The 21,922-nt window shown below is 67.8% G+C and carries 18 protein-coding genes; 6 read left to right on the top strand and 12 right to left on the bottom strand.

Annotated elements, in window-relative coordinates; genetic code table 11:
- Positions 1 to 24 precede the first annotated feature (24 nt).
- From Q0C38_RS00770 to Q0C38_RS00755, 4 genes are all read left to right on the top strand, one after another.
- Positions 25 to 705 (top strand): DUF1194 domain-containing protein, encoded by a 681-nt coding sequence (locus tag Q0C38_RS00770; RefSeq protein WP_291295135.1) that lies wholly within the window; start codon positions 25 to 27, stop codon positions 703 to 705.
- A gap of 77 nt (positions 706 to 782) precedes the next feature.
- Positions 783 to 1,922 (top strand): 2-aminoethylphosphonate--pyruvate transaminase, encoded by a 1,140-nt coding sequence (locus tag Q0C38_RS00765; protein ID WP_291295134.1) that lies wholly within the window; start codon positions 783 to 785, stop codon positions 1,920 to 1,922.
- Positions 1,923 to 2,009: 87 nt separating this feature from the next.
- Positions 2,010 to 3,398, top strand: a complete 1,389-nt coding sequence (locus Q0C38_RS00760) for an aminotransferase (protein ID WP_291295133.1) — start codon at positions 2,010 to 2,012, stop codon at positions 3,396 to 3,398.
- Positions 3,399 to 3,458: 60 nt separating this feature from the next.
- Positions 3,459 to 5,129, top strand: a complete 1,671-nt coding sequence (locus tag Q0C38_RS00755) for a formate--tetrahydrofolate ligase (protein ID WP_291295132.1) — start codon at positions 3,459 to 3,461, stop codon at positions 5,127 to 5,129.
- A gap of 3 nt (positions 5,130 to 5,132) precedes the next feature.
- Here the strand turns inward: Q0C38_RS00755 and Q0C38_RS00750 are convergent, their stop codons facing one another.
- From Q0C38_RS00750 to Q0C38_RS00720, 7 genes are all read right to left on the bottom strand, one after another.
- Entirely contained in the window at positions 5,133 to 6,005 is an 873-nt protein-coding gene (locus tag Q0C38_RS00750; protein ID WP_291295131.1) for an N-formylglutamate amidohydrolase, read from the bottom strand.
- 2 nt (positions 6,006 to 6,007) lie between these two features.
- Positions 6,008 to 6,697, bottom strand: coding sequence for a DJ-1/PfpI family protein (locus tag Q0C38_RS00745; protein ID WP_291295130.1), 690 nt, complete (start codon positions 6,695 to 6,697; stop codon positions 6,008 to 6,010).
- Positions 6,694 to 7,680 (bottom strand): ABC transporter ATP-binding protein, encoded by a 987-nt coding sequence (locus Q0C38_RS00740; protein WP_291295318.1) that lies wholly within the window; start codon positions 7,678 to 7,680, stop codon positions 6,694 to 6,696. The genes Q0C38_RS00745 and Q0C38_RS00740 overlap by 4 nt, the downstream gene beginning before the upstream one ends.
- Positions 7,681 to 7,760: 80 nt before the next feature.
- The gene (locus Q0C38_RS00735; protein WP_291295129.1) at positions 7,761 to 8,738 is read right to left on the bottom strand and encodes an ABC transporter ATP-binding protein; all 978 of its coding nucleotides are present in this window, start codon (positions 8,736 to 8,738) and stop codon (positions 7,761 to 7,763) included.
- 3 nt (positions 8,739 to 8,741) lie between these two features.
- Positions 8,742 to 9,656: an ABC transporter permease gene (locus tag Q0C38_RS00730; RefSeq protein ID WP_291295128.1), complete on the bottom strand. Its 915-nt coding sequence runs from the start codon at positions 9,654 to 9,656 to the stop codon at positions 8,742 to 8,744.
- Positions 9,653 to 10,630, bottom strand: a complete 978-nt coding sequence (locus tag Q0C38_RS00725; protein ID WP_291295127.1) for an ABC transporter permease — start codon at positions 10,628 to 10,630, stop codon at positions 9,653 to 9,655. Before Q0C38_RS00725 ends, Q0C38_RS00730 begins: the two co-directional genes overlap by 4 nt.
- 108 nt (positions 10,631 to 10,738) lie before the next feature.
- Positions 10,739 to 12,328, bottom strand: coding sequence for an ABC transporter substrate-binding protein (locus tag Q0C38_RS00720; RefSeq protein WP_291295126.1), 1,590 nt, complete (start codon positions 12,326 to 12,328; stop codon positions 10,739 to 10,741).
- A gap of 562 nt (positions 12,329 to 12,890) precedes the next feature.
- On the opposite strand from Q0C38_RS00720, the gene Q0C38_RS00715 reads away from it, so the two are divergent.
- Entirely contained in the window at positions 12,891 to 13,175 is a 285-nt protein-coding gene (locus tag Q0C38_RS00715; protein ID WP_291295125.1) for a hypothetical protein, read from the top strand.
- Positions 13,176 to 13,244: 69 nt separating this feature from the next.
- Here Q0C38_RS00715 and Q0C38_RS00710 read toward each other — a convergent pair whose 3' ends face one another.
- On the bottom strand, positions 13,245 to 17,093 hold the full coding sequence (locus Q0C38_RS00710) for a tandem-95 repeat protein (protein ID WP_291295124.1): 3,849 nt from the start codon (positions 17,091 to 17,093) through the stop codon (positions 13,245 to 13,247).
- 305 nt (positions 17,094 to 17,398) lie between these two features.
- Here Q0C38_RS00710 and Q0C38_RS00705 point away from each other — a divergent pair, with 305 nt between their 5' ends.
- A complete protein-coding gene (locus tag Q0C38_RS00705) occupies positions 17,399 to 17,647 on the top strand; it encodes a hypothetical protein (protein WP_291295123.1) in 249 nt (82 codons plus the stop codon).
- A gap of 76 nt (positions 17,648 to 17,723) precedes the next feature.
- Here Q0C38_RS00705 and Q0C38_RS00700 read toward each other — a convergent pair whose 3' ends face one another.
- The 4 genes from Q0C38_RS00700 to Q0C38_RS00685 all read right to left on the bottom strand — a co-directional run bounded on the left by Q0C38_RS00700 (position 17,724) and on the right by Q0C38_RS00685 (position 21,848).
- Complete coding sequence (locus Q0C38_RS00700; protein WP_291295122.1) at positions 17,724 to 18,488, bottom strand: DUF1217 domain-containing protein; 765 nt, start codon at positions 18,486 to 18,488, stop codon at positions 17,724 to 17,726.
- Between the two features lie 10 nt (positions 18,489 to 18,498).
- A complete protein-coding gene (locus tag Q0C38_RS00695) occupies positions 18,499 to 18,936 on the bottom strand; it encodes a flagellar biosynthesis regulator FlaF (RefSeq protein WP_291295121.1) in 438 nt (145 codons plus the stop codon).
- A gap of 97 nt (positions 18,937 to 19,033) precedes the next feature.
- Positions 19,034 to 20,263, bottom strand: coding sequence for a flagellin (locus Q0C38_RS00690; protein ID WP_291295120.1), 1,230 nt, complete (start codon positions 20,261 to 20,263; stop codon positions 19,034 to 19,036).
- 346 nt (positions 20,264 to 20,609) lie between these two features.
- Positions 20,610 to 21,848: a flagellin gene (locus tag Q0C38_RS00685; protein ID WP_291295119.1), complete on the bottom strand. Its 1,239-nt coding sequence runs from the start codon at positions 21,846 to 21,848 to the stop codon at positions 20,610 to 20,612.
- Between the last annotated feature and the right edge of the window lie 74 nt (positions 21,849 to 21,922).

Raw genomic sequence — 21,922 nt, 5'->3', positions numbered from 1 at the left:
GCGCGATGCACAACCCTTCCCACGATGCCGCCGACGCGACGATCCCTCCTGGCCGCCCCTTTCCTGCCCGTGCTTCCGGTGGAGGTCGTGCCGGTCGACCTTGCCCTCGTCCTTGCCGTCGATGTCTCGGCGAGCGTGGATTACGACGAGTTCGGCCTGATGATCGCCGGCTACGCCGCCGCCTTCCGTGACGCCGACCTGGTGGCCCGCGCTACGGCAGGCGCCCAAGGCGCGATCGCGGTCGCGATGCTGTTCTGGGCAGGGCCTGGCGCGCGCGACCTCGCAATTCCCTGGATGCGCATCGCCGACCAGGCGGGGGCAGAGGCCGTCGCCGCCGCGATCGAGGCAGCCCCCCGCACCGTCCGCCCAGGGGCGACGGCACTTGGCGAAGCGTTGCTGGCCGCCGCGGCGCTGGCCATGCGCTCTCCCTGGCCCGCCGCGCGACGGGTGATCGACGTTTCGGGAGACGGGCCGGCCAATGCCGGCATCGTCGCCACCGCCGGGCGTGACGGGGCAGCCACGCTCGGTATCACCGTCAACGCGCTTGCCATCGTGCATGAGGAGCCGGAGCTCGAGGCCTACTACGCGGCCGAAGTCATCACCGGCCCCGGCGCCTTCGTGCAGCGGGCCGAGAACTACGAGGATTTCGCCGAAGCGATCGGCCGCAAGCTCCTGCGCGAGGTCGGCGGGGCGCTGATCGCCTGATGGGCATGAGATTCGCTGATGCAACGGATCAGGCCATCGGAGTGGAAAAAGGCACCGTCCCATGGCATCACGCGGCGATGACACAGCCCCCGCTCCTCCTCATCCCCGGCCCGGTCCAGACCGACCCACGCGTCAAGGCCGCCATGGCCCAGGACATCGCGCCCTGGGACAACGAGACACGCCCCCGCTACGCCAGCCTGCGCGAGCGGGTGCGCGTGATCGCCGGCGGCGTGGAGGGCGAGCATGTCTGCCTGCCGCTGCAGGGCTGCGGGCATTTCATCCTCGAGGCTGCGCTGCGCACCTTTGTGCCGCCCGGGCAGAAGGTGCTCATCCCCAACAACGGCAATTACGGCGTGCGAATGATTCGCCTCGCCGCCGAGGCCGGCCGCGTTCCGGTGGCAATCGACATCCCCGAGGGCGAAGTGGCCACGGGGGCGATGATCGCCCGCGCGCTGGCGGAGGATCCCGCGATCGGCACGGTCAGCGTCGTGCACAGCGAAACGGCGACGGCCCTGGTCAACCCGATGGAGGAGATCGCAGCTTCCGTGAAGGCAGCCGGGCGGCGGCTCATCGTCGATGCCGTCTCGGGTTTCGGCGCCATCCCGTTCGACATGGGCGCGCACCCGGAAGCGGACGCGGTCGTGTTCTCCTCGAACAAGTGCATGGAGGCGATGCCCGGGATCGGCTTCGCCATCGCGCGTGTCGACCGGCTCGAGGCGTGCCGTGGCAACGCGGGAAGCTGGAGCTTCGACCTCGCCGATCTTCTGCACCACGCCCGCACCTTTGGCTGGGGCTCGATCCGCTTCACCCCTGCGATCCAGTCACTCGCGGCGTTCGAGGTTGCCCTCGACATCTTCGAGGCGGAGGGCGGGCAGCAGGCGCGGCTCGCGCGCTACACCGAGAACGCGCGCATCCTGTATGACGGCATGGTGGACCTCGGCCTCACGCCCTGGCTTCCGAAGGACCGGCAGGGGCCGATCATCGTGAACATGCACCAGCCGCCCGACCCGGCCTTCGCGCTCCAGCCCTTCGTCGATGCGCTGAAGCGCCGTGGCTTCCTGATCTCGAACTTCTCGACGACGACGGCACCGACCTTCCGCATCGGCGCGATCGGCCGCCTGTTCCCCGACGACATGCGGCGGGCCGTCACCGCGGTCGCCGAGACGCTGGATGAACTCGGCGTCCGCCGCCTCTCGCGGACCGATATCGCAGCCTGATCGTCCGCCCCGCTGGGTGTTCGCCGGCCCCTTCCCGTTTCGGCGTCGATGCGCAACACTCCGTCCTCCCAGGCGGAGGACAGACCCATGCGCGCCAACTCGCTCCACACCCTCGACCTCGCCCATGTCGTCCACCAGCAGACCGACCTCGACGCGCATGCGCGCGACGGCGCGCTGCTGATCGCGCGCGGCGAAGGCATCCATGTGTGGGACACGGAAGGGCGGAAATACATCGAGGCGATGGCAGGCCTCTGGTGCGCCTCGCTCGGCTTCTCGGAGAAACGGCTGGCCGACGCTGCCTATAAGCAGCTCCTCCAGCTCCCCTACTACCACACCTTCTTCCAGAAGGGGCATGAGCCCTCGGTGCGCCTTGCCGAGAAGCTCGCCGCCCTCGCGCCGGGCGACCTCAATCACGTGCTGTTCCAGTGCTCCGGGTCGGAGGCGAACGACGCCGCGATCAAGGTGATCTGGTACTACAACAACCTGGTCGGCAGACCCGAGAAGAAGAAGCTGATCGGCCGCGTCCGCGGCTATCACGGCAACACGGTCGCCTCCGCCTCGGTGTCGGGCCAGCCGCATATGCATGCGGATTTCGACCTGCCCTTCGGCGGCCGGTTCTTCCATCTCTCGAACCCGAACTACTACCGCGCTCATGAGGCCGGGGAGAGCGAGGAGCAGTTCAGCGCCAGGATGGCGGCTGAGCTCGAGGCCCTGATCGAACGCGAGGGCGCGCACACGATCGCTGCGATGTTCGCCGAGCCGGTGCAGGGCGGCGGTGGCGCCATCACCCCGCCGCGCGGCTATTTCGAGGCGATCCAGCCGATCCTCAAGAAGCACGACATCATGCTGGTGGCCGACGAGGTGATCTGCGGCTTCGGGCGTACCGGCAACCTCTGGGGCACGGACACCTACGGGCTCCAGCCCGACATCCTCACCTGCGCCAAGCAGCTCTCGGCGAGCTACCAGCCGATCAGTGCCACCATCATCTCCGATCGCATCCACGCAGCCCTGATCGAGGGCAGCCGCAAGAACGGCAGCTTCGGCCACGGCTTCACCTATGGCGCGCACCCCGTCGCCTGCGCCGTGGCGCTGGAGACGCTCGCGATCTACGAGGAGCGTGACCTCCTCGGCCACGTGCGGAAGGTTTCGCCCGCGTTCCTGTCCGGCCTCGAACAGTTCCGCGACCATCCGCTGGTGGGCGATGTGCGCGGCATCGGGCTGATCGCGGGTGTGGAAGTGATGGCCGACAAGGCGACGCGCACCCCCTTCCCCGCCGCCCGCAAGGCCGGCCTCGTGGTCCAGCAGGCCTGCCAGGAGCATGGCCTGATCGTGCGCGCGATCGGCGACCGCATCGCCTTCACCCCGCCGCTGATCATGACCGAGGCCGACATCGCCGCGATGTGCGACGCCTTCGGCCGCGGTCTCGACACCGCCTGGGCACAGCTGCGCGCCGACGTCGCCCGCGCCGCTGAGTAGCCGCTTGCGCGACCCTCTCCATCGCGGCACAAGCGCTGCGGAACAGGGAGGAGCGTAACGATGCCCCAGGGGTCTGACCTCGAGATCGCGCGCGCCGCGCGGCTTCGGCCGATCGGCGAGATCGCCGAGACGGCCGGCATCGCGGCGGAGGCGCTCGAGCCCTTCGGCAAGTACAAGGCAAAGGTCGCCCTCGACGCCATCTCCGGCAAGCCGGTGCGCGGCAAGCTCGTTCTCGTCACCGGCATCAACCCGACCCCTGCCGGCGAGGGCAAGACGACCACCACCGTCGGGCTGTCGGATGCCCTGCGGCGGATCGGCGTGCGCGCCATGGCGGCGTTGCGCGAGCCTTCGCTCGGCCCTTGCTTCGGGGTGAAGGGCGGGGCCACGGGCGGCGGCTACGCCCAGGTCGTGCCGATGGAGGACATCAACCTTCATTTCACCGGTGACTTCCACGCGATCACATCGGCCAACAACCTGCTCGCCGCGCTGATCGACAACCACATCTACTGGGGCAACGCGCAAGGCCTCGACAGCCGCCGCATCACCTGGCGGCGGGCGATGGACATGAACGACCGCGCGCTGCGCACGATCACGCAGAGCCTGGGCGGTGTCGCCAACGGCTATCCGCGCGAGGATGGGTTCGACATCACCGTTGCCTCGGAGGTGATGGCGGTGTTCTGCCTCGCCAACGACCTGGCCGACCTCCAGGCGAGGCTCGGGCGCATGATCGTCGGCCAGCGGCGGGATGGTTCCTCCGTCACCGCCGCCGACCTCAAGGCCGATGGCGCGATGGCGGTGCTGCTGCGCGATGCGCTCGCACCCAACCTGGTGCAGACGCTCGAGGGAACGCCTGTCTTCATCCATGGTGGGCCCTTCGCCAACATCGCGCATGGCTGCAACAGCGTGATCGCCACGCGCGCTGCCCTCTCGCTCGCCGATGTCGTCGTGACCGAGGCCGGCTTCGGCTGTGACCTTGGCGCGGAGAAGTTCCTCGACATCAAGTGCCGCCAGGCTGGCCTCGAACCCGGCGCCGGGGTGATCGTTGCCACCGTGCGCGCGCTCAAGATGCACGGCGGCGTCGCCAAGGCCGATCTCGGGCGCGAGGATGTCGCCGCCGTTCGCCGCGGCGTCGTCAACCTCACGCGCCATATCGAGAATCTTTCGGGCTTCGGCATCCCCGTCCTCGTCGGCCTCAACCGGTTCACGACCGACACCGACGCAGAGATCGCGGCGGTGAAGGAGGCTGTCGCTGCAACCGGTGCCGAGGCGCATCTCTGCACCCACTGGTCGGATGGCGGGGCGGGGGCGGAGAGCCTCGCGCGCGCGGTAATGAATCGTCTCGAGACCGGAACGGCCCGCTTCGCCCCGCTCTATCCCGACGCGATGGGCCTGGCCGAGAAGATCCGCACCATCGCCACGCGCATCTACCGGGCTGGTGACGTGGCCATCGCGCCGGCCGCGATGAAGAAGCTCGAAGGGTTCGAGAAGGCAGGCTTCGCCCACCTGCCGATCTGCGTCGCCAAGACGCAGTACAGCTTCTCGGCTGATCCGACGTTGCTCGGCGCGCCTGAGGGCCACACGCTGCCGGTGCGCGAGGTCCGGCTCTCGGCCGGCGCCGGATTCGTCGTCGCACTCGCCGGCGACGTGATGACGATGCCGGGGCTACCCAGGGTGCCGGCGGCGGAGGCGATCAGGCTGAACGACGCGGGCGAGATCGAAGGATTGTTCTGATCGTCACTCGATCGCGGCGGAGCGTGTGCGGGCATAGTCGCACACGGCCGCCGCAAGGTCGCCCATCGCTGCCTGCACGCGTGCGAAGCCTTCGTTGCGCACGTGCATCGCCTCGTTCATGAACAGGTCACGCCTGATCTCGACCTGCAGGCTGTGGCGGCCCCGCGCCGGATCGCCTGAGCGGCGGACGATCTCCGCCCCCTTGTAGGGGTCGTTCACCGCCACCTGGAAGCCAAACCGCTCCAGCGTCTCTTTCACCAGGCGCGTGAAGGCAGGCTCGCACGACGTGCCGTCACGGTCGCCGAGAACGATGTCGGGACGGCGCGTGCCGGCGGCATCCGGCGTCATGCCGTTGGCGACCGATTTCATCGAGTGGCAGTCGACATGCCAGACGGCGCCATGGGCACGATGGGCACGGTCGAGAGCGCCCTTCAGCGCCGCGTGATAGCGCCGCCAATAGCGCGCGATGCGCTTCTCCACCTCGACGACGCTGAGCTTGCGATCGTAGATGAAAAGGCCGGGCGCGATCGCACGGCGGATCAACCCGATGCCGAGCTCGCTCTTCGGCCCGGGCTTCAGCGCCACAGGCCACTCGCCCTCGATCAGCCGCGGGTCGATGTCGTCCGGTGCGCGGTTCACGTCGATATATGACCGCGGAAACAGCGCGGCGAGCAGCACGGCCCCATGGTCCGGGGCCGCGGCAAAGAGCTCGTCGACGAACGCATCCTCGGCGCTGCGGAGTGCGACGACGGGAAGCGCGGCGCCGAAATCCTCCGGGTAGAAGCGCCCTGAATGCGGGCTGTCGAACACCACCGGAACGGTCGGCGCACCGCGGGGAGAATCGTGCCGCACGAGAACCCCGGGAACGATATGCATCATCAGCCGAGTGCTGCTGCGGCAGCGTCAACCGCCGCCTGCCGCTTGGCCTGGCGCGGGGCAGCGGAGGCGCGCGCGGCAGCGACGATCGCAGCATCGGCAGAGCGTGGGTGGCCGGCCGGGAACGGCGGTGCGGGATCGTATTCGAGGCCGAGCTGGATCGCCTTTGCGACATCCTCGCCGGCGATCATGGCAGCGATCCGAAGTCCGAAATCGATCCCTGCCGTCACCCCGCCGCCTGTGACGATGTTGCCATCGACGACCACGCGATCGGCCACCGGAATCGCGCCGAACGCTGCGAGCATGTCGTGGCTCATCCAATGCGTCGTCGCGCGCTTCCCCTTCAGCAGGCCCGCGGCACCTAGCACCAGCGCGCCGGTGCAGACGGAAGTGACGAAGCGGGCCGCTTCGGCCTGGCGGCGAATGAAGGCAAGCGTCTCGGAATCGTCGAGAAGCGGGTTCATCCCCGCCCCGCCAGGAACGCAGATGAGGTCGAGCTGCGGACAGTCGGCGAAAATCGTATCGGGCAGGATGCGCATCCCGCCGCCGGCGCGCACGGGATCGAGACTTTTCCAGACGAGCCGCACCTCAGCACCCGGGATCTTGGTGAACACCTCGTAGGGGCCGGTGAGGTCAAGTTGCGTGATGTCCGGAAACAGGAGCATCCCGATCCGGAACGGCGTGGCGCTCATGCCCTTTCGTTCAGGTGGCAGGCGCTGATCCGCCCTGGCGCGATCTCACGCAAGGCGGGCGCGACCTCGCTGCAGATCGGCATCGCATGCGGGCAGCGCGGATGGAAATGGCAGCCGGGCGGCGGATCGAGCGGCGACGGGATCTCGCCCTTCACGCCCGAGAAGGCGCGCTTGCGACCGGTGATGCGCGGCACCTCCGACAGCAGCGCCTGCGTGTAGGGATGGTTCGGCGAAGAAAAGACCTGCTCCGCCGGCGCGCTTTCCACGACGCGGCCGAGATACATGATCACCACGCGGTCGGACAGGTGCTCGACCACCCCAAGGTCGTGGCTGATGAAGAGGTAGGTGAGGTTCAACTCGCGGCGAAGGTCCATGAACAGGTTCAGGATCTGCGCCTGGATCGACACATCCAGCGCCGCCACGGCCTCGTCGCACACGATGAACTCGGGCTGCACTGCAAGCGCGCGGGCGATGCCGATACGCTGGCGCTGCCCGCCCGAGAACTGGTGCGGATAGCGCCGCTTGAAGGCGGGGTCGAGGCCCGCGCGGCGCATCTGCTGGTCGAGATACGTGTCCAGTTTCGATGCCGGAACGAGCCCGTGCACCACCGGCGCCTCGCCGATGATGTCCTTCACCCGCATGCGCGGATTGAGGCTCGCATAGGGGTCCTGGAAGATCATCTGCACGGCGAGCTTCGCTGCCTTCGCCTCCGCCGGGGGCAGGCTCGCAAGGTCGCGGCCCTTCCACATCACGGTGCCGGAGGAAGGCGGCAAGATGCCCGCCACCATCCGCCCGAGTGTGGACTTGCCGCAGCCGCTCTCGCCGACGAGGCCGACGACCTCGCCCTGGAACACGTCGAGGTCGACATTGTCCACGGCATGCACGACCTCGTCGCGCACATTGGCGCCGAGGCGCTGTGCAAGCCGGCCGGCGAAGTCGAGCGACTTGCGGAACTGCTTGCTGATGCCGCGCAGGCTGATCATCGGCGTGCGCGATCCGTCCGCCTGGTCGGCGAGCACGCCGACCGCGCCTTGCGTCCTGATCTCGGTCGCCTGCACCACGGTCAGGCGACCACGTCGACGAGGTGGGGATGGAAGCAGCGCACCTCGCGGCCGGGCTTGGGCGAGGTGATCGCAGGCTCCACCATGCAGGCCGCATCGGCGCGTGGACAGCGCGTGCGGAAGGCGCAGCCGGGCGGCAGGTTCAGCAGCGACGGCGTCATGCCCGGGATCTGCGTGAGCGGCTGGCCGCGCACGTTCCGGCTCGGCACCGAGCCGATCAGTCCGCGCGTGTAGGGATGCAGCGGCTCGTCGAGCACCTGGTCGACAGCGCCGCGCTCGACGATGCGGCCGGCATACATCACGCAGATCTCGTCGGCGAGGCCGGCGACGACAGAAAGGTCATGCGTGATCCAGATGAGGCTCGTGCCGGTGTCGCGGCAGAGCTTCTGCACCTCGTAGAGGATCTGGCCCTGGATCGTCACGTCGAGCGCCGTCGTCGGTTCGTCGGCGATGATCAGCGCGGGGCTGTGCAGCAAAGCGATCGCGATCGCCACGCGCTGGCGCATGCCGCCGGAGAACTGATGCGGATAGGCCTTCAGCCGCTCATCCGGGCTGGGGATGCCCACCTGCACCAGCACCTCGCGCGCGCGCGCAAGGGCGGCTTTCTCGCTGACCTTCTCGTGCGCGAGAACGGTCTCGGTCATCTGCGTGTCGATGCGCAGGACCGGGTTCAGCGTCATCATCGGGTCCTGGAAGATCATCGCGATGTCGCGGCCGCGGATCTTCCGCCACTCCTGTTCCGGCAGCCCGGTGAGGTTGCGCCCTTTGAAGATGATGTCGCCGGCAACGACGCGCCCCGGCGGATCGACGAGGCCGAGGATCGAGAAGCCGGTGACCGACTTGCCGGAACCGCTCTCGCCGACAAGGCCGAGCACCTTGCCCTGGTCGATCGAGAACGACACGTCGTCAACCGCCTTGAGCACGCCGGCCTTGGTGAAGAAATGCGTGGCAAGCCCGCGCACCTCGAGCGTCGGTGCCATCGCCTATCTCCTGAGGCGCGGATTGAGCACGTCGCGCAGCTGGTCGCCCACCAAGTTGATGACGACGATGGTCACGAGCAGCGCGATGCCGGGATAGAAGCTGATCCAGTACTTGCCCGACAGCATGTACTCGTAGCCATTGGCGATCAGCAGGCCGAGGGAAGGTTCCGTTACCGGAACGCCGAGGCCGAGGAACGACAGCGTCGCCTCCAGTGCGATGGCGCGGGCGATCTGCATCGTGCCGACGACAATGAGCGGCGGCAGGCAGTTCGGCAGCAGGTGGCGGAACACGATGCGCTTGTGCGAGAGGGCGAGGCACGTCGCGGCCTCGATATACTCCCGCCGCCGCTCGACCAGCGCGGTGCCGCGCACCGTGCGCGCGTAGTAGGCCCACTCGACCATCACGATGGCGATGACGACGTTGAGGATGCCCTTGCCGAGGAAGGCGAGGATCATCAGCGCGACGAGGATCGAGGGGAATGAGAGCTGGAGGTCAACCAGCCGCATGATGACGGTATCGGTGCGGCGCCCGAAATAGGCGGCGAGCAGGCCAAGCCCCGTGCCGACGCAGAACGCGATGAAGGCCGAGCCGACGCCGACGATCAGGCTGATGCGAAGCCCGTAGAGGATGCCGCTGAACATGTCGCGGCCCTGGTCATCCGTGCCGAGGATGTAGGTGAAGCCCGCGCCGCCGACGGTGCCGGGCTCCATCCGCCCGTCCATGATGTCGAGCTGGGCGAGGTCGTAGGGGTCCTGCGGCGCGATCCAGGGCGCGAAAAGCGCGGCCAGCACGATGACGGTGAAGCAGAGGAGCGCGCCGACGGAAACCTTGCTCTCGGCGAAGTCGGCGACGAAGCGGCGGAAGGGCGTCTCCTCGCCTCCAGCGACCGGGGCGGCGGCGGCCGAGGGAGCGCTCATGCCTTCTGGTCCTGCAGCCGCACCCGCGGGTCGAGCACGCTGTAGAGAACGTCGACCGTGAAGTTGATGATGATGAACATGAAGACGATGATCATCAGGTAGGCAACGATCACCGGCCGGTCGAGAACGTAGATGCTGTCGATGATCAGCTTGCCCATGCCTGGCCAGGCGAAGATGCTCTCCGTCACCACCGAGAAGGCGATGGTCGAGCCGAACTCGAGCGCGGTGACGGTGACGACTGGAATCAGGATGTTCTTCAACACGTGCACGAAGATCACCCGGCTCGGCGACAGGCCCTTGGCGCGGGCGAACTTGACGTAGTCCATCATGACCGTCTCGCGCACGCCCGCGCGGGTGAGGCGGATGACGAGCGAGACCTTGAACAGCGACAGGTTCAGCGCCGGCATCACGAGGTGGCGGAGGCCCTGGACGGTCAGGAACGACCATTGCACGCCGAGGAACTCGGCCGTCGGGCCGCGCCCCGTACTCGGCAGCCAGCCGAGCTGCACCGCGAACACCATGATCAGCATGAGCCCGACCCAGAAGGTCGGCAGCGAGAAGCCGAGGATCGACGTCGCCATGATGACGCGGCTCGACACCGCATCGGGCCGAAGCCCTGCCCAGAGCCCGAGCGGCAGGCCGATCAGGATCGCGAACACGGTAGCGGCCAGCGCAAGCTCGAGTGTCGCCGGCATCTTCTGCATGATCAGCTTCAGCGCAGGCTCGTTGAACACGAAGCTGCGGCCGAGATCGCCCTTCAGCGCGTTCTGCAGGAAGGTGACGTATTGCAGCCAGAGCGGCCGGTCGAGGCCAAGGGCCGCGATTGCGCGCTCACGCTCGATCTGGTCGGCATCGGGGCTGATCAGGATCTCGACGGGATCGCCGATCGCGTAGACGCCGACGAAGAGGATCAGCGTCATCGCCAGCACGACGAGGCCACTCTGCATCAGCCGCCTGATCAGGTAGACCGTCATCGGCCCTGCATCATCCCCGTTCCTGCCCTCGTCTGGCGCGCCGCGCAAGCGCACCCCACGCGCGCTGGGACTATGCCCAAGCGTGCAGGGTGCGGCAAGGAACGCGGCTCAGCGCGCGGGGGCAACGTCCATTGCGCGGGTGAGTTCGTCGACCCGCGCGGTGTGGGTGTAGGCCCGACGCGTGGCCCACACGTTCTTTTGGATGTGCAGCGGGATGATGCCGACATCCTGCATCGCCACCCGCGTCGCATCCTGCAGCAGCTTCTCGCGCGCGGCATCGTCGACCGTGCCGAGCGCGCGCTCGAGCAATGCATCCATCTCCTTGTTGGAATAGCGGCCGCGGTTCGAGGCGCCGAAGCCTTTCTCGCGATCGAAACTGGCAACGAGGCTGCGCAGCGGGCTCGACGCCTCGCCGGTGGTCGAGCCCCAGCCGACCAGGAACAGGCTGAACTCCTGCCGGCCCGCACGGGCGACGAAGGTGGTCCAGGGGATCGGCTCGACCGCGGTGCGCACGCCGATGCGCGTCCACATCTGCCCCACGGCCTGGATGATGCGCGCGTCGTTCACGTAGCGATCCGACGGCCCGTGCAGCGTGACGCGCAGCCCATTGGGAAAGCCCGCCTCGGCCAGCAGGCGGCGGGCGCCGTCAGGGTCGAAGCGCGGCGCATCGAGGCCTGGAACGTGGCTGTACGTGCCAGCCGGAAGGAACTGGCCGGCGGGGATCGCCGCCCCTTCCATCACGCGATCGACGATGGCCCCACGGTCGATCGCCATCGAGAGCGCGCGCCGGACGCGAACGTCATCAAGCGGGTTCCTCGCCAGTGCCTCACCGTTCGGGCCCGTCACAAAGGGCGTGGCGTCGGTGCGCGACCGGTCGAGATGCAGGTAGATGATGCGCAGGCCCACGATCTCGCTGATCGCGACACGCTGGTCGGTGCGCAGCCGCGAGACATCGGTCGTCGGCACCTGGTCGATCATGTCGACATCGCCGGCAAGAAGGGCGGCGGTGCGTGCGGCATCATTGACGATGATGCGGTAGTTCACGCGCTGCCAGGGCTCGCGCGGGCCCCAATGGGTATCGTTCCGCTCGAGCTCGACACGGTCGCCTGGGGCGTAGCGCACGAAGCGGTAGGGGCCCGTGCCGAAGGCAACCTTGCCGCTGTTGAAATCCTCGGTCGCGGCGTTCTGGTGCGTCTCGCGGTCGAGGATCGCCACCTGGGCAAGATCGGTCGGCAGCAGCGGGTAGACGCTGCGCGTGCGGATGCGCACCGTCGTCGGGTCGACCACCTGCACCTCGGCGACCGCACGGGTGTAGATGCCGAAGCCAGAGGGGCTGTTCGGCACGTTCGGCGCGCGCGAGATGGTGAAGGCGACGTCATCGGCGGTGAAGTCGCTGCCGTTGTGGAACTTCACACCGGGGCGGAGCTTGAACTCCCACGTCGTGTCGTCGATCGCCCGCCAGCTTTCGGCGAGCCCGGGGATCTGCCGCGCGCGCTCGTCGATGTCGACGAGGCTCTCGAACAGGTGCGCTGCCATCGCGTTGTTGGGCGAGAGGTTGTGGAAGTGTGGATCGATCGAGGTGATCGGCGCGCCGACCGCAAGCGTCAATGTCTGCGCACCCGCCCCGTGTCCGGCGACCAGGAGCATCGTCGCCCCCAGGAGGGCGGATTTCAGCCCGCACGAAACAGACCCAGCCATGACACCATCCCCCCATGCCGCTTGAGCGCAGCAACGGGTTATAGCTGTGCCGTGCAAACCCGGCTAGGCTCTCGGGATCGTGAGCGGTGTCGGGAACCCCAGTGCTGACGCCGACTGCCGCGACACGGCGCAGCCGGACGAGGCCGATCTGGCTCGTGCCACTTCCCCGCCTTCGCCGGCCCATCGGGGGCCAGCCACCTCACCTAGGGCGCGGGTGCCCCCGCCACGTCGATCGACCCGCATTTCTTCAACGCCTCGCCCAACAAATCCGTGGCAATGCACCTGTTCGACATGCTTGTCGCGCGCGATGCGTTCGCCCGCATAGGCCCTGCCCCCGCCGTGACGTGGCAGGCCTCGAATGACGGCCTCGCCCGGGATTTCCGGCGTCGCCGATCGGGCAAAACCCGCTGCGGGACGTGCGGGTGCGCCGGGCACTCTCGATCGGCACCAACCGCGAGCCGATCGCCGACCTCATCATGCAGGGAACGGCGATGCCGAACGGCCAGTGGCTGCCCCCGGGCGTATACAGCCGCCAGCGTTGCCGTTCCGGCGTTCGACCCCGATGGTGCGAAGCGCCTGCTGGCTGAAGCAGGCTATCCGCAGGGCTTCCGCATCCACCCTCGCCGCGCCGAATGACCGATACCCCAACGATGCCAAGACGGCGCAGGCGATCGCCGGGATGTGGACGCGCATCGGCCTTCCCACTGCCGTCGAGATGGCGATGGAGGACGTGGCGCTGAGCCCGATCATGCAGCTGGTGAACGCCTGGGCGACGAAGCGAACGCTGGTGTACGAGCCGCGGATGGATGAACGCACCCTCGCGATGAGCGTCCGCCCCGCCCCGTGACGCCGCCGGCGGCGGTATCGGGGGCGCGGCCGAGCCGGTCGCGCCCCTCCACCTCCGGAACACTCGCCCTCAGAGGGCTGACCACGCCTGCTGGCCGTAGATCACGTAGACGCCGCCCGCGCCGGTGCCGCTGACGATGTCCACCCCTGGCGCGCCGACGAGGATGTCGCCGAGGCCGTCGCCGTTCAGGTCGCCGGCATAGGCGATGGCCGTGCCGGCCGCATCGGCTGCCGCCTCGCCGAACAGCTTGAACCCGCCGAGGGCCGCGGCGGCGCTGTCCAGCGAGATGTTGAAGCCGCCGGCGCTGCCGAACACGATGTAGGCCGCGCCCGCGTTCGAGCCGCCGTCGTCGTCGCCGAGCGCACCGATCAGGAGCTCGGCGAAGCCATCGCCGTTCATGTCTGGCGCGACCGAGACGAAGCCGCCGGCCCAGTCGCCTGCCCCCTCGCCGGCGATGCGGAACCCGCCGATGCCCTGCGCGACGTCCGACAGGCGGATGTCGCCGCCCCCGGCACGGCCGTAAACCACATAGGCAGCCCCGGAGGCGCTGCCGTCAGGATCGGCATTGCGGGCACCAACCAGCATGTCGGCGAGCCCATCGCCGTTGAGGTCACCGATGGCCGAGACCGACCAGCCCGCGTTGTCGGCCGCTGCCTCGCCGATGATGCGGAGGCCACCGGTACCAAGCGAACCGAGCTCCACCGTCCCCATGGTGGGCCCGCCATAGACGACGAAAGCAGCACCGTTGTTCGTGCCCCCGGTATCGTCGAACCGCGCGCCGACCAGGATGTCGGCATAGCCATCGCCGTTCACGTCACCGGCGGCTGAGACGGCACCGCCTGCCTGGTCGCCCGCGATCGCGCCACGGATCTCGAACCCGGCGGTGCCGAGCGCGCCGAGCGACACGCCGGCCCCATCCGTCTTGCCGAACACCACATAGGCGCTGCCTGCATTGGTGCCGTTCGCATCGCTCAGGCGGGCGCCGACGATCACGTCGGCGATGCCGTCGCCGTTCACGTCGCCGGCATGGTCGAGCGCGAGGCCCGCGCCGTCGCTCGCGGTCGCACCAGTTATCCGGAACCCGCCATTGCCGAGCGCGACCTGCGCGAGATCAACCGTGCTGCCATCGGCCTTGCCCCAGACGACATAGGCAGCCCCCGCGCTCGAGCCGCCGGCGTCGTGGCCCTCCGCACCGACGAGGATCTCGGCCAGCCCGTCGCCGTTCATGTCCGGCAGGAACGCGATCGCCTCGCCGGCGTTGTCGTTGGTCGCGGCACCGATGATGGTGAAACCGCCCGCACCACCGCCGAACACCACCGTGACGGAGCCTGCATTGCTCCGGCCCGACGGATCGGCGAAGGGAGAGCCGTAGGCGAAGTCCGACACCCCGTCGCCGTTGATGTCGCGCCCACCTGCGAGCGAGGTTCCGGCAGCATCGCCGACCGCGCCGGTGATGCGATATCCACCCTGGCCAAGCGCGATGCCATCGAGGTTCACGGCATAGGGCGGTTCAGGCCTGTCCTCGACCACGAACACGACGGTTGCCGTCGCCGTGTCGCCGTCGGCGTCGCGCACCGTGTAGGTGAACTGGTCGTTGCCGGAGAAGTGCGGCGCCGGGCGATAGACGAATGTCCCGTTCGCCTTGAGCTCGATCGTACCTCCCTGCTCCGTCTGGAAGGTGCCGGCGACGACAGCGAGGCCACCATCGGGGGCGCTGTCGTTGCGCAGCAGGCTGCGGTTGGTCTGCGCCGTCAGCGTCTGGTTCTCGATCGCGGCGAAGGTCTCGCCGACCGCCGTGACGCCGTCATTCGTGCCGTTCACGCGGAGGCTGACCGTCGCCTGGGACGAGAGCGCACCATCCGATGCGGCATAGACGAAGCTGTCATTGCCGAAGAAGTCGGGCCTCGGAACGTAGGTGAAGCTGCCATCGGCATTCAGCGTGAGCGTGCCGTTGGCAGGCCCTCGCACCAGCACGGCGGCCAGCGCGTCGCCGTCGATGTCGCTGTCATTGCTGAGCACGCCCGGACCGGCGACGGTCAGCACGCCATCCTCGAGCAGCGTGAAGCTCTCGCCCACCGCCTCGGGGGTATCGTTCACCGCGCCGACGACGAGGGTGACGGTGACCGGCGCGCTCCCCGCCAGGCCGTCGCGCGCACGATAGGTGAAGCTGTCGGTGCCGTTCCATTCGGCATGCGGCACGTAGGTGAAGGCGCCGTCGGCGCCGAGCGTCAGCGTGCCATGCGCCGGGCCTGACACCAGCTGCGCGGTGAGCGCGTCGCCATCGCTGTCGAGATCGTTGGCGAGGACGCCGGCCAGCGCCTGCACCGAGAGGACGCCATCCTCGGCCAGGGTGTAGAGATCGGCGATGGCGACCGGCGCCTCGTTGACGGGTGTCACGACGATGCGCACCGTCGCGGTGGCCGACTGGTCCTCGCCATCGGTCGCGCGGTAGGTGAAGTTGTCATTGCCGTACCACCCGGCATCCGGCGTGTAGACGAAGGAACCGTCGGCCGAGAGCGTCACAGTTCCGTTCCGGGGGCCGGCGACGAGCAGGGCGGCAAGCGCATCGCCATCGGCATCGCTGTCGTTGGCGAGCACGCCGGCGCCGGAGATGACCAGCACCACGCCTTCATCGGTCGTGTAGCTGTCGTTCACCGCCACGGGGGCGGCGTTGATCTCCGGCACGACGATCGTGACGGTCGCGACGTTGCTCCACGCCTGGCCGTCGCCCGCACGGTAGGTGAAGCTGTCGGTCCCCGCGAAACCCTCGGCAGGCGTGTAGACGAAAGAGCCGTCCTTCGAGAGGGTGAGCGTGCCGAAGGCTGGGCCATCCACGAGCTGCGCGATGAGCTGGTCGCCATCGGGATCGCGGTCGTTGCCGAGCACGCTCATGATCTCGGAGCCGATGGCGCCGAAGGTGATCACGTCGTCGATCGCCTCAGGGGCGAGGTTGGGCGCGACCAGGAAGATCGTACGGTCGGCGAAAACGATCTGCTCCATCCCGACCAGCGTGTCGAAGCCCTCGTTCCCGGCGATGTCGGTGCGCAGGTCGCGCACCGTCCAGCCCTGCTGGGTTTCGCGGATCTCATAGTTCACCCAGAGATCGACATAGATCGCCGTGTCCCAGCCCGGGCCACCGTCGATCCAGTCATTGCCGAAAGCGCCGGTGACCGTGTCGTCGCCCTGGCCGAGGCGGATCGTGTCGGCGCCCGCGCCACCGGTGACGGTGTCGTTGCCGGCCCCTGCATCGATGTCGGTCGTCGTCCAGCGTCCATCGTAGGCGGCGGTGTTGAAGGAAGTGACCGAGTAGTCGGCGGTCGAGGCGGCGATCGTGATCGTGTCGTTACCGTCACCCGTGGCGACCTTGAAATGGTTGGTCCAGCCTGTGCCGTTGCTGTCGACACCGACCCAGACGGTGTCGTCGCCACTGCCTGTCGTCACCTCGCCGCGCTTGGCGCCGTCGACCGTGATGGACTGGCCGAAATCATTGTCGAGATGCACCCAGACATCGACCCAGTTCTTCAGCGTCAGCGCGGTACCCGTGAAGCTGAAGACTTCGGCGTTCTTGATGGTGTTCCAGGCGCGATCGAGCGAGAGGGTCGCTGTCGTTCCATCGGCCGACCAGTCGAGACTCGCGGCAGTTCCCCCTGACGCCGTGTTGCCGTTGACGGTGTTGCCGTTCTGGAAGCGCACGCCGGTGATGTCGATGCTGCCAGCGGCACTGTCGAAGACGTTGAATGTACCCGCCGTCGCGGTATCGGCGTTGCCGCGGCTGTCCTGCGTGGCCCCGCCCGTGGCCGGGCGGTAGGTGAAACCGGTCGCGAAATTCTGCCAGAGCGCATCATGGCTCGCGGCGGCACCGGGGTCCCAGCCAGGATCGCGCGAGGTGCTCGAAAGATTGAAACCAAGGATCGCCATCGGTCTGCTCCCTGCCCGAATTGACGGTCGCAGCCTTGCTGGGAAAAGGTTAACGGCATCCCAAAAGCGTCAATATTCTGCTGCCTTCTATTGTATTCATCACGCATACGACAGACTATTGTCTGCAATTCACTTCCGATTTCGTCGTTTTGAACTTTTGTCATTGTATTCATTGGTGCGTCGCGTTAGGGTTGCATTGGAGGTTTGCCATGCAAGCGATAGCTCCCCTTTCAGGAACGACCGCGATCCAGAAGGGGTCATCACAGGCTGCCCAGAACCAGGCTCTCCAGGTCCAGAGCCAGGCCATGCAGGAAGCCCCTGCGCGCGCCGCCGCTGCGGCACCGCTCGTGAACCCGTCGCTCCGCTTCGACCAGAAGCTCGGCATCGTCGTCGTCGAGTTCTTCAACGACAGCGGCGAGCTGGCCAACAGCGCGCCTTCGCCGCGCCAGCTCAGGGCCTACGAGGCTGGCATGAACATCCGCTCCGGCCCGATGCCGCTGACGCGCGACCTGCCCGCCGGGACGGACGAGGACGGGCTCTCCGTCGTCGCCTGAAACGCAGTCCATGCCGTAGACTCCGTCCACGCCGCCATGGTCGAACCCCTCCCGCGGCAGCGGGTGAGGGCTCGCATCAGACGCGCCTGCCGATCAGCGACAACAACGCGCCCGATCCACCGCCACCGCCGAACAGCGACAGCATCGGGTTGGAGGCCGCCGGCGCGCGCTCACTCTCGGTCTTGATCAGGAACGACTGTACGAGCCGGTCGACTTCCCTCGGATCCTTCAGCTTCTCGAAGTCGACGCGCTTCTCAAGGATGCGCTTCTGCTGGTCGAATTCGAGCAGCCCGAACTTCTCCGGCAGGCCGAGCGCACCGCGCACAACCGAGGTGAGCACCCTGTCGTTCATCAGCTCGACGACGCTGCCGACCCTGCCGATCATCCGCTTGAAGTAGAGCGCCTCGCGCACGCCGGGATTGGCCTCGCCCTGCGACTTCTCGAAGCGGTTCGTGAGCGCGCGGTCGATGATGCGCTCGACCAGCGCCGCGTTGGCGAGGGGGGCGCCCTCGGTCAGCCCGAAGTCGCGGTTGATCTCGCGATACCGCGGATCGATCATCCGGTTGGCGAAGCTGCGCGTGTTGGCCGGGTCGTCGGTCAGCAGCTTGTTGATGATGCCGCGCTTGTCGATCTCGCCTTCGAGCTGGTAGCCCTCGAGGACGAACTGCAACGTGCGGCGGTCCTTCATCAGCTCTTCGACGGAGCCGATCTGCGAGGCACGCTCGCGGAAGCGCTCCACCTCGCGGGTCACGGTCTTCTGCTGCTCGAAGCGGGTCTGCATCTGCTCCCCGCTTCGCTGCAGCACGGCCCATGCCGTCGGTGCGCCGAGACCAAAGAGCATCTGCCTCTCCTCAGGCGGTCGCTGCCAGGCTGCGCGGGGCAGAGGCCGGGGCGCCCGACTTCGCGGCTGCGGGCGTCGCGGCAACAGGGACTGCCGGCGGCTTCGTCTGCGTCTCCAGCGCCTCGATCATGTCGCGGTTCACGGTGATCAGCGCCGAAAGGCTGCGGCCATCCTCGAACATCGCGCGGTTGCTCTCGTTCTGCGCCCAGAGCGAGAGCGAGGCGAGATGCGCCTTCAGCTCCGCCGGCAGCGCGTTGTCAGGCAGCATCAGGTCGGAGAGCAGCATCGACCAGAGCTGGAAGTTCTTGCGCAGCGCCGTCATGCGGGCCAGCACGTCGCCGTCGGTCACGGCGGCGAGCAGCCCGTTGACGTAGCGGAACGCGCGGATCTCGATCTCGCGCGGGCCCTGCGTGACGGCCATCGTTGCGGTGTATCGGGCGACGCTCATGATGCTGTCTCATGCCTTCTGCGGGAGGGAGCTTCGGGGCCGTCAGGCGTGGCGTGGAGGGCGGCGTCGCCGCTGCCCTCCACGCCGGTAGGATCGATCAGCGGAACAGGCTCAGCAGCGACTGGCCCTGCTGGTTGGCGATCGAGAGCGACTGCACGGCCAGCTGCTGCTTGGTCTGCAGCGAGGTGAGCTTCGCACTCTCCTCGGCGAGATCGGCATCGACGAGGGCGCCGAGGCCTTCCTTCACGCTGTCGGTCAGCTGCTTGTTGAACTCGGCGAGGCTCTCGAGCTGGCGGATCGAGGCGCCGAGGGTGGCCAGCGACACGCCCATCGTATCGATCGCCGCATCGACCGCCGCGATCGCGCTGTCGGTGCCGCCGACCTGGGCGTCGGACGCACCTGCCGCGATGGTGATCGAGGAGTTGCCCACGTCGAGGCCGCCGGTGATGGTGATCGCCGTCTGGCCTTCCGTGCCGGCCTCTTCCGAACGGCCGAGCGACACGCCGAAGCCCTCGGCGCGGATCGCGTCCATCAGCTTCTGCAGGCCGACGGTGGCGCTCTCGGCCGCGCTGTCGTACACGACCGCGACGACCTTCACCTGTTCGTTGCCGCCGGTCGCCGTCGTCGCCGTCGTCAGGTCATCCTCGACCTCGACTGAGGTGACGGCCGTGGCGCCGTCGACGAACTCGAAGATCACCTGGCTGCCGTCGTTGCGCTGCAGCGTCACGAGGTCGGCGTTGGCGAAGGCCATCGCGTCATCGAAGGCGATCTCATAAGCCGCCTGGTCCCACGTCAGGCCATCGATGCCGAGTGCCTGGGCGGAGCTGTCGAGCGCATCGGTCGACTGGGTGTTGCCGAGGATGTCTGAGACGACCGTCAGCGAGTTGTCATCGACGTCGTATGTCGCGTTCTCGCCGGCGTTGATCAGCAGGTTCACGCCATTGAACGAGGCGGTCCGCGTGAACGCGTTGATGTTGTTCAGCGAGTTCTGGATCTGCGCGTTGATCGAGTCCTTGTCGAGGCCCTGCTGCTGGCCCTGCGTGACCGTCTGCTTCAGCGTCGCGAGCTCGTTCGAGATCTTGGTCGCCGCGGCCTGCGCCACCTTCAGCGTCGCCTGGCCGAAGTTCAGGCTGTCCTTCACCGCGTCGAGGCCCTTGAGGTCGGCGCGCATGCCCTGCGAGATCGCGAACACGGCGGGGTCGTTGCTCGCCTGGTTCACACGCAGGTTGCTCTCGATGCGCGCCTGCGTCTTGCCCATGTCGCTGTTGATCATGCTCAGGCTGCGGATCGCAGCCATCGCCGTTGCGTTGGTGTTCAGTGACGTCATCGTCGTCCACTCCTTGCGTCATCCGTTTCCGCCGCCCCGCCCGCCCCGTATCCGTCTGAAGGGAGGGGCAACGGTCGGCCGCGCTGTCTTGCGCGACGAACACTTTGCAACGGGCGTGCCACATCATTCTGTATGCGAGACAAACGTGAATGATGGGTTAATGACGTTTTCTCAATGGCTTGGCGGGCAGCAAAAGCCGCGCAGCAGAGCGTCTCGCCCGGCAGGATTTGCCGCACGCGCGACCTGCCCGGCAGAACCTGCCGCCCGGCAGGAAAGGAATGCCTGTGCCGCGCGCGCCATGCCATGGGCAGGATGGGGGAGGCGCTGTCGCCTCCCCCGTCTCCGATCAGCCCCGGAACAGGCTGAGCAGCGCCTGGCCCTGCTGGTTGGCGATCGAGAGTGACTGCACGGCCAGCTGCTGCTTGGTCTGCAGCGAGGTGAGCTTCGCACTCTCCTCGGCGAGATCGGCATCGACCAGCGCACCGAGACCTTCCTTCACGCTGTCGGTCAGCTGCTTGTTGAACTCCGACAGGCTCTCGAGCTGGCGGACGGAGGCGCCGAGCGTGGCGAGCGTCGTGCCCATCAGGTCGATCGCATTGTCGACCGCCGCGATCGCGGTGTCGGTGCCGCCGACCTGGTTGTCGGTCGCACCCGTGGCGATCGTGCTTGCCGAGTTCGCAACGTCCAGGCCGCCGGTGATGGTGATCGCCGTCTGGCCTTCCGTGCCGGCCTCTTCCGAACGGCCGAGCGAGACGCCGAAGCCTTCGGCGCGGACTGCATCCATCAGCTTCTGCAGGCCGACGGTCGCGCTCTCTGCCGCGCTGTCATACACGATCGCGACGACCTTCACCTCTTCGTTGCCGCCCGTCGCCGTCGTCGCGGTCGCGGGGTCATCCTCCACCGCGACCGACGTGACTGCCGTCGCGCCGTCGACGAACTCGAAGATCACCTGCCGGCCATTGGCCTGCTGAAGCGTCACGAGGTCGCCGTTCGCGAACGCCATCGTGTCGTCGAACGCGATCTCGAAGGCGGCCTGGTCCCAGGTCAGCCCGGCGATGCCAAGGCCCTGGGCGGAGCTGTCGGCCGCGGCGGTCGACTGGGTGTTGCCGAGGATGTCGGAGACAACCGTCAGCGAGTTGTCATCGACGCCGTAGGTCGCGTTTTCGGCAGCGTTGATGATCAGGTTCACGCCGTTGAACGTGGCGGTGCGCGTGAACGCGTTGATGTTGTTGATCGCGTTCTCGATCTGCGCGTTGATCGAGTCCTTGTCGAGGCCCTGCTGCTGGCCCTGGGTGACCGTCTGCTTCAGAGTCGCGAGCTCGTTCGAGATCTTGGTCGCGGCGGCCTGTGCCACCTTCAGCGTGGCGGTGCCGAAGTTCAGGCTGTCCTTCACCGCGTCGAGGCCCTTGAGGTCGGCGCGCATGCCCTGCGAGATCGCGAACACGGCGGGGTCGTTGCTCGCCTGGTTCACACGCAGGTTGCTCTCGATGCGCGCCTGCGTCTTGCCCATGTCGGCGTTGATCATGCTGAGGCTGCGGATCGCAGCCATCGCCGTTGCGTTGGTGTTCAGAGAAGTCATCGTCATCCACTCCTTGCGTCATCCGTTTCCGCCGCCCCGCCTCTCCCCTGGCCATGTGGTGGGGGGCAGCGCTCGGCTGC

Source organism: Elioraea sp., assembly GCF_022842375.1.
Taxonomy (GTDB): Bacteria; Pseudomonadota; Alphaproteobacteria; order Acetobacterales; family Acetobacteraceae; genus Elioraea_A.
This window is presented reverse-complemented; position numbering and strand designations above follow the sequence as displayed.